Source organism: Mucilaginibacter sp. HD30 (genome assembly GCF_054061755.1).
This window is the reverse complement of the sequence record NZ_JBSSEO010000001.1, coordinates 970,838-987,517: the sequence shown is the minus strand read 5'-3', so window position 1 is coordinate 987,517 and position 16,680 is coordinate 970,838. Positions and strand designations below refer to the sequence as shown.

Annotated in this window: 17 protein-coding genes; 7 read left to right on the top strand and 10 right to left on the bottom strand. The window is 55.6% G+C overall.

What is annotated here, in order from left to right:
* Nucleotides 1–2: 2 nt before the first annotated feature.
* Entirely contained in the window at nucleotides 3–413 is a 411-nt protein-coding gene (locus tag ACVW2L_RS04870) for a helix-turn-helix domain-containing protein (RefSeq protein ID WP_457126834.1), read from the bottom strand.
* A 146-nt stretch (nucleotides 414–559) separates the two neighbouring features.
* Here ACVW2L_RS04870 and ACVW2L_RS04865 point away from each other — a divergent pair, with 146 nt between their 5' ends.
* The 4 genes from ACVW2L_RS04865 (at nucleotide 560) to ACVW2L_RS04850 (ending at nucleotide 6,743) form a co-directional block, all read left to right on the top strand.
* On the top strand, nucleotides 560–841 hold the full coding sequence (locus ACVW2L_RS04865) for a hypothetical protein (RefSeq protein ID WP_457126833.1): 282 nt from the start codon (nucleotides 560–562) through the stop codon (nucleotides 839–841).
* A 140-nt stretch (nucleotides 842–981) separates the two neighbouring features.
* On the top strand, nucleotides 982–2,274 hold the full coding sequence (locus ACVW2L_RS04860; RefSeq protein WP_457126832.1) for a TlpA family protein disulfide reductase: 1,293 nt from the start codon (nucleotides 982–984) through the stop codon (nucleotides 2,272–2,274).
* Between the two features lie 19 nt (nucleotides 2,275–2,293).
* Nucleotides 2,294–5,365, top strand: coding sequence for a SusC/RagA family TonB-linked outer membrane protein (locus ACVW2L_RS04855; protein WP_457126831.1), 3,072 nt, complete (start codon nucleotides 2,294–2,296; stop codon nucleotides 5,363–5,365).
* A gap of 10 nt (nucleotides 5,366–5,375) precedes the next feature.
* On the top strand, nucleotides 5,376–6,743 hold the full coding sequence (locus tag ACVW2L_RS04850) for a RagB/SusD family nutrient uptake outer membrane protein (RefSeq protein WP_457126830.1): 1,368 nt from the start codon (nucleotides 5,376–5,378) through the stop codon (nucleotides 6,741–6,743).
* 215 nt (nucleotides 6,744–6,958) lie between these two features.
* Here the strand turns inward: ACVW2L_RS04850 and ACVW2L_RS04845 are convergent, their stop codons facing one another.
* The 6 genes from ACVW2L_RS04845 to ACVW2L_RS04820 all read right to left on the bottom strand — a co-directional run bounded on the left by ACVW2L_RS04845 (nucleotide 6,959) and on the right by ACVW2L_RS04820 (nucleotide 12,774).
* The gene (locus tag ACVW2L_RS04845) at nucleotides 6,959–7,522 is read right to left on the bottom strand and encodes a DUF1572 domain-containing protein (RefSeq protein ID WP_457126829.1); all 564 of its coding nucleotides are present in this window, start codon (nucleotides 7,520–7,522) and stop codon (nucleotides 6,959–6,961) included.
* Complete coding sequence (locus tag ACVW2L_RS04840; RefSeq protein ID WP_457126828.1) at nucleotides 7,519–8,979, bottom strand: amino acid permease; 1,461 nt, start codon at nucleotides 8,977–8,979, stop codon at nucleotides 7,519–7,521. The genes ACVW2L_RS04845 and ACVW2L_RS04840 overlap by 4 nt, the downstream gene beginning before the upstream one ends.
* Nucleotides 8,980–8,991: 12 nt before the next feature.
* Complete coding sequence (locus ACVW2L_RS04835; RefSeq protein WP_457126827.1) at nucleotides 8,992–9,903, bottom strand: ketopantoate reductase family protein; 912 nt, start codon at nucleotides 9,901–9,903, stop codon at nucleotides 8,992–8,994.
* A 3-nt stretch (nucleotides 9,904–9,906) separates the two neighbouring features.
* Complete coding sequence (locus ACVW2L_RS04830; RefSeq protein ID WP_457126826.1) at nucleotides 9,907–10,416, bottom strand: YbhB/YbcL family Raf kinase inhibitor-like protein; 510 nt, start codon at nucleotides 10,414–10,416, stop codon at nucleotides 9,907–9,909.
* Nucleotides 10,417–10,496: 80 nt separating this feature from the next.
* On the bottom strand, nucleotides 10,497–11,339 hold the full coding sequence (locus tag ACVW2L_RS04825; RefSeq protein ID WP_457126825.1) for a helix-turn-helix transcriptional regulator: 843 nt from the start codon (nucleotides 11,337–11,339) through the stop codon (nucleotides 10,497–10,499).
* A gap of 10 nt (nucleotides 11,340–11,349) precedes the next feature.
* On the bottom strand, nucleotides 11,350–12,774 hold the full coding sequence (locus ACVW2L_RS04820) for an aminotransferase-like domain-containing protein (RefSeq protein ID WP_457126824.1): 1,425 nt from the start codon (nucleotides 12,772–12,774) through the stop codon (nucleotides 11,350–11,352).
* 66 nt (nucleotides 12,775–12,840) lie between these two features.
* Here ACVW2L_RS04820 and ACVW2L_RS04815 point away from each other — a divergent pair, with 66 nt between their 5' ends.
* The 3 genes from ACVW2L_RS04815 (at nucleotide 12,841) to ACVW2L_RS04805 (ending at nucleotide 14,920) form a co-directional block, all read left to right on the top strand.
* Complete coding sequence (locus tag ACVW2L_RS04815; protein WP_457126823.1) at nucleotides 12,841–13,290, top strand: DinB family protein; 450 nt, start codon at nucleotides 12,841–12,843, stop codon at nucleotides 13,288–13,290.
* 95 nt (nucleotides 13,291–13,385) lie between these two features.
* Complete coding sequence (locus ACVW2L_RS04810; RefSeq protein ID WP_457126822.1) at nucleotides 13,386–13,838, top strand: GNAT family N-acetyltransferase; 453 nt, start codon at nucleotides 13,386–13,388, stop codon at nucleotides 13,836–13,838.
* Nucleotides 13,835–14,920, top strand: a complete 1,086-nt coding sequence (locus ACVW2L_RS04805) for a branched-chain amino acid aminotransferase (protein WP_457126821.1) — start codon at nucleotides 13,835–13,837, stop codon at nucleotides 14,918–14,920. The genes ACVW2L_RS04810 and ACVW2L_RS04805 overlap by 4 nt, the downstream gene beginning before the upstream one ends.
* 190 nt (nucleotides 14,921–15,110) lie before the next feature.
* Here the strand turns inward: ACVW2L_RS04805 and ACVW2L_RS04800 are convergent, their stop codons facing one another.
* The 3 genes from ACVW2L_RS04800 to ACVW2L_RS04790 form a co-directional block, all read right to left on the bottom strand.
* A complete protein-coding gene (locus ACVW2L_RS04800; protein ID WP_457126820.1) occupies nucleotides 15,111–15,431 on the bottom strand; it encodes a hypothetical protein in 321 nt (106 codons plus the stop codon).
* A gap of 140 nt (nucleotides 15,432–15,571) precedes the next feature.
* Nucleotides 15,572–16,000: a MauE/DoxX family redox-associated membrane protein gene (locus tag ACVW2L_RS04795; RefSeq protein ID WP_457126819.1), complete on the bottom strand. Its 429-nt coding sequence runs from the start codon at nucleotides 15,998–16,000 to the stop codon at nucleotides 15,572–15,574.
* 95 nt (nucleotides 16,001–16,095) lie between these two features.
* The gene (locus ACVW2L_RS04790; RefSeq protein WP_457126818.1) at nucleotides 16,096–16,665 is read right to left on the bottom strand and encodes a Crp/Fnr family transcriptional regulator; all 570 of its coding nucleotides are present in this window, start codon (nucleotides 16,663–16,665) and stop codon (nucleotides 16,096–16,098) included.
* Nucleotides 16,666–16,680: the final 15 nt, after the last annotated feature.

Below are 16,680 nucleotides of genomic sequence, written 5' to 3'. Positions count from 1 at the left end.
TATCAGTTAGCTTTCTTTTCGTTTAAAAGTTCAATCTTTTCCCGTTCACTTTTTAACAACCGCTCATACAATTCAGTTATTTTTTCAATAGGATTGAACTGTTGTGCCACAAAATTACTTGAAGCGTTGTCCTTGATTTCAATATCATGGATATCGTAAAAATTATTAATTGTGTAGGTTATCTTATCATCATCAAAATTCTTTATCGTCTCCGGTGTAACGCCTAATATATCGGCGATTTGCTTAAGTAATTCATCTTCAATTTCGGTTTGCTGCTCAATCTTAGAAAACTGTGGCTGAGAGATGCCAAGGCGATTTGCCAAATACTCCTGTTTTACTCCCCTGAACAACCTAATTCGTTCAATTTTTTGTCCTATAGTCAGTTCCTGCATATGGTTCAAATTACTTTCCATGATATTGAGTTAAAGATATAAAAATCAACCTAATTATAATAATTGTCAACCGACTAATTTTCACAGGGGGTGCGAAAATTATGTTAATTAGTGATCCAGCTGCAAATCAACATTGATGACCATGCAGTTAGGAGAATACCCAACGTATGGACATTGAAAATAACTCAGCTTCGCCACCATCCTTCACCTCCCTCACCACCATCATGGAACATTTCCAAACCGTTCCTTATGATCAATTCCAGGAGGAACTGCAAAGCTGGTTCGAGCGAAATCTGGCCCGGCAAAAAGGTCTGCGCACCGCGGAAGAGATCAAAAACTCCCCGGACTTCATCACCCTGGAAAAACTGATCGGCCAGATCTACCACCAGGCCGAAGTCTATCAAACCCTGGCCGATAACCAAATCACCCGAGCACATGACCACCAGTAAAGCCAGTATCTGGGTGCTGCTTATCTGCCCGCCCGAATGACCTTCCGGTAAGGGGCGGCCCGCGACCAGTTAATAGTTAAACCTGGCGGGCTGCCGTTACCGCCCCACCCCCATTCCGCTTCATTTAAATTAAAACACCCATGAAAAAAATGATACCCACCCGTGTCCTGGCCGCGCTTTGCCTTTTTTTAAGCGCCGGCGCAGCAGCCCAAAGCCCGGTCCGGCCGCTTCAACCAGGCGACGCAATCCCGGCACTCACCTTCACCCGGCTGGTCAACAGCCGCGTCAAAGCGATCAACACCCAGGACTACAAAGACCAGCTGCTGATCATCGACTTCTGGTCCACCTGGTGCACCTCCTGCATCAAAATGTTCCCGGCGGTTGAAGAGCTCCAGCAACAATTTAAAGGCAAGGTCACATTCCTGGCGATCGACAGCTGGCCCGGCGATACCCAACCAAAGCTCAAAGCCCTGTTCGCCCGTCACCCCGAATGGCACTTCCCCACGGTCTACGGCGATAGCCTGGCCACCCGGCTGTTCCCGCACCAGGCCGTACCCTTTTATGTCTGGATCAAAAACAACCAGTTGCTGGGCACGACCGGCACCGAGGCCATTGATGCCGATACGATCACCGCCGTGCTGGCCGGCCGGTCCAAAACCAATGCCCCCCAGACCATCACCGTCCAGATGAATCGCCCGCTCTACCAGGCCGGCAACGGCGGCGAGCCGGCGAGTTATACCTACCGCTCGCTGCTGACGCCCTACGCCCCCCAACTCCGGCCCTATATCTGGCGCGATCAGAACAGCGCCGGGCAGATCGAACGCCTGGCCTTCGTCAACCAGAGCGCCTATACGCTGATCACGGCCGCCTTCCCCGAAACCGGGAATGTCAGCCAAAACCGGATCATGACCGGTACGGGCGTGGACAGCGGACTGCTGCATCCCGGCAGCACCCCAGCCTGGAAAGCCGCCCACCTCTTTACCTACGAGGCGATCTTTCCCCCGCGTTCACCCGAATCTGCGCTGGCGCTGCTGCAGGAAGACCTGCGCCGCTACTTCAACCTGAAGGTTGACAGTACCACCGTCGAGCGCGAATGCCTGGTCTTTACAACCAGCGCCGCGGCCACAACAAAAACCACCAGACCGGACACCGCCCAAGCGCAGACCAACTGGTATACCCCCGAGCTCAACATCCCGATCACCCTTACCCATTGCCCGCTCAGCGAAGCGCTGCAGCTGTTTGATGAAGTCTCCGCGCTGCCCGTGCTGAACGAAACCACAAGCAACCCGGTGATCGATCTCCGGCTGAAGAAAGCCGCCGCCAATGAGGCGGAACTGCGCCCCTTACTCCAACCATACGGCATCACCTTCCGGCGGGAAAAAAGAAAGATCCTAACCTACGTCATCCGTCAGGCCACCGAAACCGTCCACTAAAAAAACCAACCCAACTAACATGAAAATCCTATACTATCTTCTATTCCTCTGGCTGCTGCCGCTGGTCGCCAGCGCGCAGCAGATCAGCGGCACGGTGCTGGATGAACAGCGGCAGCCGCTGCCCGCCATTACCGTCAGCATTAAAGGCACTAATATCGTCCGCTTTACGGATGAACAGGGCCATTTCACCCTCCCCGCCCCCACAGGCCCGGCCACCCTGCGTTTTACCGGTGTCGGCGTTGAACTGCTCGACCTCAACTGGACCGGCGCAACCACGCTGACCGTCAGCCTGCGCGGGAGCCGCAGCCAGCTGGACGAGGTCCAGGTGATCGCCTACGGGACCAACACCCAGCGCTTCAATACCGGCTCGGTGACCAAGGTCACGGCCGAGGAGATCGCCCGGCAGCCGGTGAGCAACCCGCTCAGCGCCTTACAGGGCCGGGTGCCCGGCCTGGTGGTCACCTCCAGCAGCGGCCTGCCCGGCGCATCGGTCAACCTGCAGATCCGCGGCCAGAACACCCTGCGCCCGACCAACAGCATCCTGGCGCCGCGGGATAACCCGCTCTATATCGTCGACGGCGTCCCCTTCGCCACCCAGAACGGCAATGTCAATCAATACCAGTCGGCCCAGTCACCCGGTAATGCGGGCATGTACAACAACAGCTATGGCGGGCTGAGCCCCTTCAGCAGCCTTAACCCGCAGGATATCGAGAGCATCGAAGTGCTCCGCGATGCGGATGCCACGGCGATCTACGGCTCCCGCGGCGGCAACGGCGTGATCCTGATCACCACCAAAAAAGGCAAAGCCGGCCAGACCCGGATCGACCTTAACCTGAACAGCGGCCTGAGCTTTACCGGCCAGACCCTGCCGCTGATGAATACCGGCGAGTACCTGGCCATGCGGCGGGAAGCCCTGGCCAATGACGGGCTGCAGCCCAACCTGACGCCTTATGACGAAGCCTATGCGCCGGACCTGCTGCTGTTCGACCCGCAGAAAAACACCGACTGGCGGAAATATTTTACCGGCAACAAAGCCGCGATGACGAATGCCAACCTTTCCATTTCCGGCGGCAATGCCCAGACGACCTTCCACCTGAGCGGCGGCTATAACCGGGAAAGCTCGATCTTCCCGGGGCCTTTTGCCGCCCAGCGCGGCAATATGGCTTTGAGCCTGCACCACAGCAGCCCCGACAGCCGCCTGAACCTCGACCTTTCGGCCAGCTATTCGGCCAACCGGAACAACAGCAGCGGCGCCCGCGAACTACTGGGCGCTTTCGGCCTCGACCCGAACTACCCCGACCTGCTGGACGGCAGCGGCCACCTGGTCTGGAACTACAAGGGCGAACAACTGAACAATTATCCCTCCGGCAACAACGTGCTGGCCTACCTGCAGCAGCCTTACCGTGTGAGCAACAACCTGCTGAGCAGCAGCCTGCTGGCCGGCTACAAGCTGACGAAAGGACTGACGCTGCGTTCCAGCTTTGGCTATACTACTTTCAACGGCAGTGAATACAAGGGCACACCCAAAAGCACGCTCAGCCCCTATAACAACCCGCAGGCGACCGCCAGTTTCGGCACCAACAACTACCGCACCTGGATCATCGAGCCGCAGCTGGAATACCGCGGCAGCGCCGGCAAACATCAATACAGCGCGCTCCTGGGCGGCACCTTCCAGCAGAATAACAATGAGCGGACCGATGCCACCGGCACCGGCTACCTGAGCGACGAACTGATCGGCGCGATCGCCGGTGCGCCGAACCGCAGCATCAGCGATGCCTACAGCCTGTACAAATACGAGGCGGTCTTCGGACGGCTGACTTACCGCTATGATGAGAAATACCTGCTGAACGTCAATGTCCGCCGGGACGGCTCCAGCCGCTTCGGCCCGGACCGGCGCTTCGGCAGTTTCGGTTCGATCGGCGCCGGCTGGCTGTTTGCCGAAGAACGCCTGATCAAAGAACACCTGCCCCTCATCAGCTACGGCAAGCTGCGGGGCAGCTACGGCATCACCGGCAGCGACCAGATCGGTGACTACGGTTATCTTTCCCGCTGGGCACCCGGCAATTATGCTTACGACGGCGCCCTGGGCTACCTGCCGCGGAACCTTTTTAACAACCGCTTCGGCTGGGCCAGCACCAAAAAGCTGGAAGCAGGCCTGGAGCTGGGCTTCCTGCGCGAGCGGATCCTGCTCAACGCGACCTGGTACCGCAACCGCACCGGCAACCAGCTGGTCAGCTATACCCTGCCTTCGCAAACCGGTTTCAGCTCTGTGATCGAAAACCTGGACGCGCTGGTCGAAAACACGGGCTGGGAGTTCACGCTGCAGGGCTCACCCGTCAAAACCAGCGGGTTCAGCTGGACCGCGGCCATGAACCTGAGCATTCCTAAGAACCGGCTCGTGTCCTTTCCCGGCCTGGCCACCTCGGCCTACAGCACGCAGTATTTTCTCGGGCAGTCCACCAATGTGGTGCGGGGCTACCGCTACGCCGGCGTCAACCCGCAGACCGGCTTATTCGAATTCTATAAAGCCAACGGGGAGCGGACCAGCAACCCGGTTTCGCCCTCCAATGGCAACCTGAATGACCAGGCGCTGATCGGCAACCCCGACCCCAAATGGTTCGGCGGGCTGCAGAACAGTTTCCGCTACCGCAGCCTGCAGCTGGATGTGTTCCTGGAATTCCGCAAGCAATGGGGCGTGACCTACCTGCAGCAGATCTACAGCAACCTGCCCGGCTTCGAGCAGAACCTGCCGGCGGCCTTCAACCAGCGCTGGCAAAAGCCGGGCGACCAGGCGCAGTTCCAGCGGCTGTCCGTACAATATGGCGAAGCCTACGATGCCGGATCGAACTTTTACCAGTCCAGCGGGGTCTACGGCGACGCCTCCTACCTGCGCCTGAAGAATGTCGCCCTTTCGTGGCAGCTGCCCGACAGGTGGCTGACCCGCCTGCATATCCAAAACCTACGCTTATACGCCAATGCGCAGAACCTGCTGACGATCACCAACTACCTGGGCAATGACCCGGAAACGCAAAATTTCTTTGGTGTGCCGCCCCTGAAGACGGTGGTCCTTGGCTTACAACTTACCCTTTAATTTCCCTGACATGAAACACCCCATCTCCTACCAGATCCTGATCCTGCTGCTGCTCTGCAGCGGCGTCTTTACCTCCTGTAAGAAATTCGTAGAGGCCGGATCGCCTAAAAATGAACTGACCACGGACAAAGTATTCGCCGACAGCGCCGATGCGGCCGCGGCGGTGACCGGGATCTATATCAATATGAACCAGTCCTTCGGGCAGGGCTTCAGTTCCGGCGGCATCACGGTGACGGCCGGCCTTTCCGCCGATGAGCTCAGCACGGCCGCCGCCGGTGCCAATACCGAGTTCTATGCCAATAACATCAGCACCCGCAATGCCAATAACGCCTCGCTGTGGCGCAATGCCTACCAGCAGCTTTACCCGGCGAACGCCTGTATCGAAGGCATCGCGGCCTCCCCCGGAATCACTCCGACCCGGAAAAGTGCGCTGACCGCCGAGGCGCGCTTTGTGCGGGCCTTCCTGCTGTTTAACCTGGTCAACCTGTACGGGCCGGTGCCGCTGGTGACCATGACCAGTTACCAGCAAAGCCGGTCCCTGCCCCGGGCCACTGCGGACGAAGTTTATGGCCAGATCAGCAGCGACCTGCAATTCGCGCAGGCCAACCTGGCCCCCGAAGCGACCGACACCCGCCGCGCCAATTATTATGCCGCTACCGCGCTGCTGGCCCGGGTCTACCTCTATCGCAGCCAGCCTGCCCAGGCGATCACGGAGGCCAGCAAAGTGATCAGCGCCAGCCGCTTCGGCCTGGCCGATCAGCCCGGCCAGGTGTTCCTGGCCGGCAGCCGGGAGACCCTCTGGCGACTGGTACCTGTTTACCCCGGCCGGGAGACCTGGGAAGCTTCGCTGTTTGTCCCTTCCTCCACGAGTGCCGTACCGCCCTTTGTGCTCAGCAGCGGGCTGGAATCCGCCTTTGCCACCAGCGATAAGCGCCTCAGCCAATGGATCAGCGCCAATACGGTGAGCGGCAAACGCTACAGCTACCCGGCTAAATACAAAAAGGTCTTCAGCAGCGGTACGATCACGGAAAACTACGTCATGCTCCGCCTGGCCGAACAATACCTGATCCGGGCCGAAGCGCGCAGCCAAACCGGCGATATCACCGGCGCCACCGCCGACCTGCAGGCCGTGCAGCGCCGGGCCGGTGCCGCCTTATACACCGGCGATGCCGCCGGCCTGCCAGCGGCCATCGAAGCCGAGCGCCGCAAAGAACTGTTCTGCGAATGGGGACACCGCTGGTTCGACCTGAAACGAACCAACCGGGCCACCGCCGTACTCGGCACAAAGCCCGGCTGGAAAGCCAACGCCGTGTTGTTCCCGGTACCGCAGCCCGAGCTGGATGCCAACCCGGCACTCAGCCAGAACACGGGCTATTAAAATCAAAGCGGCTGTACCGAAACCCGATACAGCCGCTTTTTTTATCGCTAAATATGATCCCTGACGGATCCGCAGCGCAGCTTTCTGCAATAAGGCTGATTGCTGCCGCCCACCAGGCTGTCTGTCCGGCGCTTTAGTTTCAGGCGCGCCGCTAAAGCCGGTCAATTGATCCATTTTGATTGGCAGCCCTTAGCCAGCTCATTCCGCCAACGCGGTCAGGGCTTTTTTAAGAATTCGTCCGTAAAATGCTGTCTTTGCGGCGGCTCCGCAAATTTACCGGCATTGTAGGCTTGTGAACCGCCGCGCGGGATGGACAGCGATTGCCAGCCGCTACTGGCCATTTTGCCGATAAACACAATTTGCCCGATATGGTAAGGATAATGCGCCAGCTGCCGGTTGATCGCTTCCATCACGGTATGCCCCTGATTGCGGATATAGATGATCCTGTCCAGGTCGTCCTCCTGCAATGAGCGCAAGGTATCCAGCAGGATCTGCCAGCCCTTGTCCCATAACGCCAGCACGGCAATTTTAGTTGACAAGTCATTTTCAAATTCCCGGTCGCGGTCCCTCCATTCTTTCTCGCCATCGCTCGTCAGGAAATCGGTCCAGCGGCTTTGCATGTTCCCGCTCAGGTGTTTCACGATCGTCGCGATACTATTGCTTTCTTCATTGTATTGCCAGAAAAGCCGGTCTTCCGGCACTTGGGCAAACGTCTGCTCGCCTAATAATTTATAGTATTCAAACTGTTTGATCGCGCTGTCCAGATATCCCGTTTTCATAACTTACTGTGTTTTTTACCATAACAAAAATAGATCACAAAACCCAAAATCAGCCAGACAAACAGGCGCAGCCAGTTGGCCCAGCCCAGGCCGTAGACCATGGCGCTGCAAAAGGCAATGCCTAAGAGCGGCACCACCGGTACCCAGGGCGTGCGGAACTGCCGCTCCAGGTTAGGCTCTCTTTTCCGCAGGATAATAACGGAGAGGCAGACCAAGATAAAGGCGAATAAGGTACCTATGCTGCTCATATGCCCTACCACGTTGCCCGGTACAAAAGCCGCAAACAAGCCCACCAGCACCATGATCGCCAGGTTGGCTTTATAAGGCGTGTTAAACTTGGGATGAAGTTTGGCGAAATAGCCTGGCAGCAGGCCGTCATTGCCCATGGCATAAAAAACCCGGGACTGCCCCATCAGCATGGCTAATATCACCGAAGAGAATCCAGCCAGCAAGGCAACGGTCACCAGCTGCGCCAGCCACTCATAACCGGGCATGTAATGCCGGATGGCAAAGGCGACCGAGGCCTCGCGGCCGCCCGTGCGGAAATCGTTAACGCTGCCCAGGCCGGACAGCACATGGCCGAACAGGATATACAGTACCGTACAAAAGGCCAGTGTCCCCAAAATCCCGATCGGCATGGTGCGTTTGGGGTTGACCGTTTCCTGCGCCGTGGTACTCACCGCATCAAAGCCGATAAAAGCGAAAAACACCGTGCCGGCCGCCGCCAGGATGCCACCGATACCACCGAAAGGATGCGCAAAACCTTGCTCGTCGGTATAGACGCTTACGGCCGGGATATAGGGTGTGTGATTGGCGGGGTTAATAAAGCCCCAGCCGGTGCCGATGATGATCAGCACGATGGCTACTTTGACGATCACGATCAGGCCGTTCACCCAGGCCGATTCCCGGGTGCCTTTGATCAATAACAAACTAATGAGCACAATAATGACCAGTGCGGGCAGGTTGATCAGGCCACGTTCGCCGCCCGCCGAGACCTGGAAGGGCGAATGACAAAAAGCAAACGGTATGGGGGCGGTATGCAGCACATTGACCAGCAGGTTATTAAGGTACTGGCTCCAGGATATGGCTACGGTGGCCGCACCCACGGCATATTCCAGGATCAGGTCCCAGCCAATGATCCAGGCCATCAGTTCGCCCATGGTCGCGTAGGTATAGGTATAAGCGCTGCCTGAGATCGGGATAGCCGAGGCGAGCTCGGCGTAGCAAAAGCCGCTGAAGGCGCAACCGATGGCGGCGATCACAAAAGCGATCGTAACCGATGCGCCGGCGTCATCGGCAATGGCAGCAGCAGTGCTTACAAACAGGCCGGAACCGATCACGGCGCCAATGCCCAGCCCGATGAGCGACCAGACACCGAGCGTTCTTTGCAAGTGATTGCCTTCCTGCCGGCTTTCACTCAGGAGGCTGGCGACAGATTTTTTCTTCCAGATAGACATGATAATGGTGGTTTAACGGTTTAATTGTGATTTGATCGTGGTCAGCTCGCCCAGCAAACGGGTTTCAGCGACGAGGGCAGCCAGGCCGCCGGCCTCTGCCATCTGTACGATCTCCTGGTTAAGGGTGCTGATCTCGGTGGGGCGATGGTTCCTGATATCCTGCAAGGTGGAGATCAACTGTCCATCCGAGGAGCGGCTGATCGCTAATAGTGTTTCTTCTACTTCATCCGCAGTTAAAGCGATCTCCTGGCATTCGGCCACGCGGATGCACTCGGCAATCACCCGCCTTGCCACCTCTAAGGTCGCAGGGTCCCGCTGGAAAATACCATTGTCTGTTTCCAATAAGGGACAAATGGAATTGAACACACAATTAATGATCGCCTTTTTCCAGATCAGCGGCTGGATGTCCGCTTCCGCCTTAAAACGGAACCAGGAATTATCCAGTTGCGTTACCAAAGGCAACAGCTCATCAGCCTTTCCAAGAACCAGCCCCAACGGACAGGCATTAACGGGCTTGAAACTGAGCGCATCATCCGTGGTAAACTGGCTGGTCACCATCAGCACGCAACGGTATAAAGCCGGGAAGCGATGCGCCAAAAACGGCCGTTCAATATTCAAGCCGTTTTGCAGTAAAACGATCGCGCCCACGCGGTCCAGCCCGGCCAGTTTCGCGGCAATAGCTTCATTACCGTAGGATTTGGTCGTGACCAGTACCGGTCCGTCAAGTTCGCTGAACTGGCTCAAGGTTTTGACCGGGACATCCGCGCTCAGTTCATTCCCGCTCGGTAGTTGTAACCGGATGCTTTGAATGGTTTCCGGCTGATCATCCACGCTTCCCCTGATCAGGGTGACCTCTTTTAATACGTTCTTAAGGCAAACAGCCAGTGCCTGGCCGATCGCACCCGCTCCAATGATATAGATCATGACTTAGCGTTTAGCGTAAACAATCAACGAGGCTTTGGCTATGGTGGCCTGATGCAATAGAAAGCCGGTTAATGCCGCCGTGGTATTCGCGCTGGTACCTAATTTATCGGTATTGAGCGCGTAAATGGTAATGATATAACGGTGAGGCGCATCCCCCTCCGGCGGACAAGGACCCTGGTAACCCGTGGCACCGGTATCATTGCTGCTTTGCAAACTGCCGGCGGGGGCAAGCTTCGCCTGGGTGTTGCCGGTGCCACGTTTCAGCTGTGTGGTACTTGCCGGAATATTAACGATCACCCAATGCCAGAAACCACTGCCCGTCGGCGCGTCCGGATCATACATGGTGACCGCAAAGCTTTTAGTATCGGCGGGCGCGTTCGCCCAATGCAGTTCGGGTGATAGATTGTTACCGCTGCAGCCAAAGTTACCGGCTACAAATTCGTTGGTGAACTGCCCGCCCAGGTCGGCGCTGGAAAGCGTGAACGTTTGGGCGGAAGCGCGCTGGAAAATCAATACAAAACAAAGGATGGTCAGGATATTTTTCATCCCACAAATATGGCGGCTGCCTGTCCCGGGCGATTACTGCAAAAAGCTCAAAGTTGATTGCGAAAAGTCCAATCTGCCGGCGTCAAACCAAATTTGCGTTTAAAGGCCGTATTGAAATTGGGCAGGTGCTGGTAGCCATAGTTCAAATAGATCTCGCCGGCCAGCTTGCCACGGGCTAGGTCAGTCGCGGCCATCTCCAGCCGCCTGTCCCGGATATAACGCTGGGGCGACAAGCCGTACGCCTTCTCAAAATCTCTTTTAAAAGAAGACAGGCTGCGGTTTGCCAGGAAGGCCAGTTCCTCCAGGGTCAGCGGGTTAAGCAAATTATTCTCGACCAGTTTTTTCAGGGAGGTGTTGCCGTCATTGCTAAACATCGCCCGCATGATCCCAGGCGCCAACTCAAACATAGCGGTGAGCAGTTCCTGTACTTTTAGCCGGGCCATCTCCGCCGAAAGCTGTTGCCGTTCCCGGATCAGCGCGCGGAGCTGGCGCACGTATTCCCTGAGATAGGTATTGCATTCAAAGTAGCTGTAAGGAGTAGCGGTTTTTGCCGCCGCCTCGGCAGGTTTAGCGGCCAGAAAGTCCCGGCCCAGCTGACCCGGAAAAAAGACGACAAAGCTCTGATAAGGTTCCGTCGTCCCGCTGTGTTCCGCAATAATGGAATTGCCTGAAGGAATGAGCAAGCCGAAACCGGGTGTCAGTATCGTCTGACCTTCAGCCAGGAAGATCCGTTTTTGGCCGTGCTGTACAAAACTGAGTGCATAACAGTCGAAGATCACCCGGTTGCGAACGGGCGGGCCACCCGGGTGGCTATAATCAACGAAAGCAATATCCCCGGCGGCAAGCTGCGGCTGCTCTCGGGTCGCTTCGGGAACACGTATAATTTTCATCGGTTCTGCATTAAATTTTATGGTTGGTGATCATACGGCCGAGCTGGCGCAGCGCGGTTTCTATAGTGTCATTCCAGGGTATGCCGTAACTCAGCCGCAAACAGTTTCGGTACTGATCCTGCAAGGAGAACATGCTGCCCGGTGCAATGCTGATCTTTTGTTTCATCGCCAGTTCATACAGCTGGAGGGTGTCCAGTCGCTGGCTTAATTCCACCCACAGCATGAAACCGCCCTGCGGCCGGCTAACCCTTGTATCATCAGGGAAATACTCCGCAATGGCACGGCTGTAGCGCAGCGCATTGGCATGTAGGACATGCCGCAAGCCGCGCAGGTGATGCGCGTACCGGCCCGTTTCTAAAAACCCGGCGATCACTTCCTGGGTGATGGTCGTGCCGGCAATACTATGATAAAGTTTTAATCTTAAAACCTGCTCTTTAAATCTGCCCGGCGCTACCCAGCCGACGCGATAACCCGGCGCCAGCGTTTTGGAGACCGAACTGCACCATAACACCAGTCCGCTTTCATCATAGGAACGGCAAGATCGCGGGCGTTCTGCGCCAAAGTAAACTTCGCCGTATATATCATCCTCGATCAGCGGAATACCATAATGCTCGATCAGACGCACCACTTCCTGTTTATGCGCGTTAGGCATCAGACTGCCCAGCGGATTGTTGAAATTGCTTACCAGTAAACAGGCATTGATCTTTCCGGTAGCCATTACTTTTTTAAAAGCCTCTAACTCGATACCGGTTTGCGGATGGGTCGGCAGTTCAATGACTTTCAAACCCAGGCTTTGGGCCAGTTGTAAAATTCCAAAGTAGACCGGACTCTCTACCGCCAGCGTATCCCCCCGTTGGGTTACCGCCATCAAAGACAGTGACAGCGCATCCATGCAGCCGGCGCTGATCACCAGCGCTTCACTTCGCAGCGGCTGCCCTTCACCGGTGTAAAAACGGGCGACCTGCCGCCGCAGGTTTTCATTACCCTGCACTTGTTCGTATTCCACACCGCTGCCTTTGAGCGAGCGGGTAGCGCGTAACAGGCCTTTGTTCAGCTTGGCTATCGGTAACAATTCGAGCGCCGGCGCGCCAAGGGATAAGGGCACCGCGCCATCGCGGCCCATATCGCTGTAGACCCGGCTGATGATCTCATGCAGTTCGCCGGAGGCCGAAAGCCCCGGTGTGCTGACCGATGGTAATGATAAATGATGTTTGGGTGAGCGGTAAACAAAATAGCCGGAACGCGGCCGCGATTCGATCAGCGACTTGGCTTCCAGCTGATAATAGGCCTGCAGCGCTGTGCTCTGGCTAACCCCGTAACGCTCGCAGATCACCCGCAACGAAGGTAATTTATCGCCCACACGTAATACCTGACGTGCGATCTGCTGCTCCAGATCTGTAGCGATCTTATCGTATAATAGCGGTTTGGCACTCATCTGCTATGGTAGTAAATTCAATTTCTGCATCTGTACAGGTTCGCAATTTTACGACAATTTTGTGTCATGACAAAAAAAGAACTGGAGACACTGCATCTGATCCATCCCCGGCACGAGCGTTATATCCGCCTGACGGACGAATTGCCCCCAATACCCGCATTGGAAAAACATCGGCAGTTATTCACCGATAACGAAAAAAAGCAATTAGAACAATTGGGCGCCCAGACCTACGCGCCCGGAAAATGGACCGTGCGGGATACCCTGCAACACCTGATCGATATTGAACGGATCTTAAGTTACCGGGCACTTTGCATCGCCCGTAACGAGCAGGCGCACTTACCCGGTTTTGATGAAGCCGCTTACAGTCATTATACGACTGCCAGCCAGCGAAGCATCGCTGATCTGCTGGATGAATTCGATCTGGTGCGGCAAGCGACGATAACGCTATACCGGAATTTCACTGAGGACATGCTGCGCCGTACGGCATTTGTGCGGACATCCGGGTTTCCGTTTTAGCCCTGGCTTATATCATAGCCGGTCATCCGGTGTCCCATGCGCAGCTTTTACGGACTGCTTATTTCCCTTTATTACAACCCAGCGATATCAAAGTAGTGCTGGACCAACCGGATTACCTGCCGTATTTCGAAAGCTTAAATAAAGCCTGGATCGAAAAGGATTTTGTGCTGGAACCCGATGACCGCTATGTCCTGGAACATGCGCAGGAAGCCATACTGGATAAAGGCGGCGTAATTCTCTACGCCCTCGTAACTCATCAGGTGGCCGGCACCGTTGCTTTGCAGCCGGGACCCGATGGTGAAGTGGAGCTGATCAAAATGGCGGTGGATGAAGCGCGGCGTGGTTTGGGAATTGGCCGGTTACTGATCTTATCTGCTATAGCGCAGGCCAAAAAAATGGGGATCGGACGCCTGATATTACATTCAAACAGCCTTTCAAACGCTGCGGCGGTCAGCCTTTATCGTCGGCTCGGGTTTATTGAAATTCCCCTCGGCGAAAGCCGCTATCAACGTGCTAACATTAAAATGGAGATCAATTTAACAACATGAAATATCACATAAACATAGAACGCAGCACCTGCAGCAGGTTGGCGGCGTATGACTTTACCAATATCCAGTTCGGGCCTAATCCAACGGACCATTTATTCAGCGCCAATTACCGTGACGGCCAATGGCAGGACGCTGTTGTCAAACCATTCGGCGACTTTGCCATCAGCCCATTGGCGCTTTGCCTGCATTATGGGCAGACCGTCTTTGAGGGTATGAAAGCATTTCGTCTGGCAGATGGCGGTGTCAGTATTTTCCGGCCGGATAAGCATTTGGTGAGGTTGAACCGTTCGCTGGAACGGATGTGTATGCCGGCCATACCCGAAGAATTGTTTACAGCTGCATTGGAAACGCTGGTCTCCACCGATGAAGGCTGGGTTTCCGGATTGCCCGGCAACTCGCTTTATCTGCGACCGATGGTGATCGCTACCGAGGCGCGCCTGGGAGTTATGGAAGCCAGGGAATACCGGTTCCTGATCGTAGCCTTGCCGATGGCCAATTATTATGAAGGTACCGTAAAGGTCAAGGTAGAAACGCAATATACCCGGGCGGCGAAAGGCGGTGCGGGATCTGCGAAATGCGGCGGCAATTACGGCGGTGCCTTTTTACCTACGCGGCTGGCCAGGCAAGGCGGGTTTGACCAGGTGTTATGGACCGATGCCGAAACGCATAATTATATCGAAGAGTCGGGTACCATGAATGTGATGTTCGTTATTGACGGCACGCTGATTACCCCTCCCCTAACGGATACCATTTTGGATGGCGTTAACCGTGATTCGTTCCTGACGCTGGCCCGTTCTTTTCAGATCCCGACGGAAGAAAGGCCGATCGGTATTAAAGAATTAACAGAGGCCTTTGACCAGGGCGCAAAGATCGAAGCTTTCGGCGTAGGTACTGCCGCTGTTTTAACGCAGATCAGAGAAATAGATGTTAATGGTCAAAGTTATTTCCCCGGGGTAGTTGATAACGGAGTAGCGGCGACGTTGCGGAACGCATTGCAAGCGATACGCACGGGTAAACAGCCGGACGATCACAGTTGGAACCATTTGGTGCACTTAGGAAAATATGAACAAGTTGCCCAGTAGAAATAGCGCCAGGATATCCGGGGCAAAAGCGCAGTCGCCAGGCGCTGGTATGAGCAGGCTCAAGCCCTGCAGAACATTTTTCAAAAAGAAAACGAATTTTTGGCTGCTGAAATCCCGGCAGTCTTTCTAATGAAGTTAACGCAAAAAGCCGGCGCAGGGTTAAATGCGCCGGCTTATAGCAGGCAGGTCCTTAGTTGCGGGTAGCTGCCACTACTTTCGGCATTTGCGTGCCGTTCAGCTGATTCGAGCTGTTGACCTGGGTTGCCGCTTCAAAACCCGATACGCATTGCAGATCAGTGCCGCCGCAGCCTTCACCGATCGGCGGGGTCTCACTTTCGCCAAGATAGGTCGCGCCGGACTGCGGAACAGACTGTGACGGGGTACGGTTAGCGGTGATCTGAAACCATTTGTACGAGATCAGTTTAGCGCCTGCAGGTTTCACAGGAGCAGTAAAAGCGCTGGCGGCCAATGCGATCAGCACAGCGGCAAAGCCTAAGATATTTTTACGCATATTGTAGAAAGCTTTATTGGATCAAAAAGCTGACGAAAAACTTTAAGTTTAAAAATAAAATCTATCAATTGCCGGTCTTATACAGGCTACCGGAAGTCCATTCCACAGCGGATCTGATCGGCTGTGAACTCGTTTGAGCATTAGGCGCGGGCGTTCCTCCTTTCCCTGTTCGCGAGTACTATACCGGTGACACTTAACAGCAAAAAGAAAAGATTGAAGAACAAATGCGCTTTCCAGCCCAGTGACCGGATCACGCCGCCGCAGGAACAGGGCGTCCGGCCAAAGAAGTTGGCCATCACCAGCGCGATATAGCCGGTAAAGACCAGCATCAGCCCGGCGGAAAGGTACAGGCCAAAAGACCTCGTCCTTTCGAACAGCAGCAGCAAGGCGGTGATTATCTCTATCCCGGGAAGGGTCCAGATCAGTTCGGTTGCGAGGACACGCGGCAGCGCCTGACTGTATAACTGCATTTTGAATTGTTCGAAATCCAGCCATTTGCTCACCGCGGTGTACACGAACAGCAGGATGAGCAGCGCAGCAATGAAAGCCAGGAGTTGTTTTGTTTTCATGGCAACTAAGCTAGAATGCCCGGCTTTCCGGCGAAGTGACCTGCATCACCGGTTCAGCGGAATCCGGTCACCAGTTTTTGTGAAGCTAAGCACGCTCAAAGATCCCGGGCCATCAGCCGGCTCAGGTTCTCGCGGGTCATGTTCAGGTAGCTGGCCAGCAGGCGGACCGAGACCCGCCTGAAAAGTTCCGGCAGGGTTTTACGGAGCTGCAGGTAACGTTCCTCAGCCGGCAAGGCCAGTAACCTGTTCCGGCTGAGTTCCTGATGATACTGCTGCCGGGTCAGGGCCTGCACCAATGAGCCGGTCTGCGGAAAGGTCGCCGTCAGCTCGTTAAACGAGCGGTAAGGCAGTGCAAACCATACGGCCGGCTCCAGCACTTCCAGGTAATAATCGGCCGGTTCATTCCAAAAGCCCTGCACGGACCAGATCATCTGCCCTTCCCGGTAAAAAGCCAGGGTGTGTTCCTTGCCGGCCTGATCCAGGTAGTAGGTCCTGGCCAGTCCGGAGGTGACATACCAACAGCGGTTCTCCGTATGCCCGGCCGCATGCACGATCTGGTGCGGTTTATAGACTTCCCGAACCACGCGCTTTTCTATTGCTTCCTGTAACGGCGCGGGAAGCGTTGTCAGCGCAGACAGAAATGGAATGATGGGCGTTGTACTCATGGGTCTGAAATGAAA

Excerpts from the sequence above, each read along its gene's own strand:
- ACVW2L_RS04845 (WP_457126829.1), bottom strand. The coding sequence starts at position 7,522 with ATGAAAACGGGATATCTGGACAGCGCGATCAAACAGTTTGAATACTAT.
- ACVW2L_RS04850 (WP_457126830.1), top strand. The coding sequence starts at position 5,376 with ATGAAACACCCCATCTCCTACCAGATCCTGATCCTGCTGCTGCTCTGC.
- ACVW2L_RS04870 (WP_457126834.1), bottom strand. The coding sequence starts at position 413 with ATGGAAAGTAATTTGAACCATATGCAGGAACTGACTATAGGACAAAAA.
- ACVW2L_RS04795 (WP_457126819.1), bottom strand. The coding sequence starts at position 16,000 with ATGAAAACAAAACAACTCCTGGCTTTCATTGCTGCGCTGCTCATCCTG.
- ACVW2L_RS04825 (WP_457126825.1), bottom strand. The coding sequence starts at position 11,339 with ATGAAAATTATACGTGTTCCCGAAGCGACCCGAGAGCAGCCGCAGCTT.
- ACVW2L_RS04820 (WP_457126824.1), bottom strand. The coding sequence starts at position 12,774 with ATGAGTGCCAAACCGCTATTATACGATAAGATCGCTACAGATCTGGAG.
- ACVW2L_RS04840 (WP_457126828.1), bottom strand. The coding sequence starts at position 8,979 with ATGTCTATCTGGAAGAAAAAATCTGTCGCCAGCCTCCTGAGTGAAAGC.
- ACVW2L_RS04835 (WP_457126827.1), bottom strand. The coding sequence starts at position 9,903 with ATGATCTATATCATTGGAGCGGGTGCGATCGGCCAGGCACTGGCTGTT.
- ACVW2L_RS04790 (WP_457126818.1), bottom strand. The coding sequence starts at position 16,665 with ATGAGTACAACGCCCATCATTCCATTTCTGTCTGCGCTGACAACGCTT.
- ACVW2L_RS04860 (WP_457126832.1), top strand. The coding sequence starts at position 982 with ATGAAAAAAATGATACCCACCCGTGTCCTGGCCGCGCTTTGCCTTTTT.
- ACVW2L_RS04855 (WP_457126831.1), top strand. The coding sequence starts at position 2,294 with ATGAAAATCCTATACTATCTTCTATTCCTCTGGCTGCTGCCGCTGGTC.
- ACVW2L_RS04865 (WP_457126833.1), top strand. The coding sequence starts at position 560 with ATGGACATTGAAAATAACTCAGCTTCGCCACCATCCTTCACCTCCCTC.
- ACVW2L_RS04815 (WP_457126823.1), top strand. The coding sequence starts at position 12,841 with ATGACAAAAAAAGAACTGGAGACACTGCATCTGATCCATCCCCGGCAC.
- ACVW2L_RS04800 (WP_457126820.1), bottom strand. The coding sequence starts at position 15,431 with ATGCGTAAAAATATCTTAGGCTTTGCCGCTGTGCTGATCGCATTGGCC.
- ACVW2L_RS04805 (WP_457126821.1), top strand. The coding sequence starts at position 13,835 with ATGAAATATCACATAAACATAGAACGCAGCACCTGCAGCAGGTTGGCG.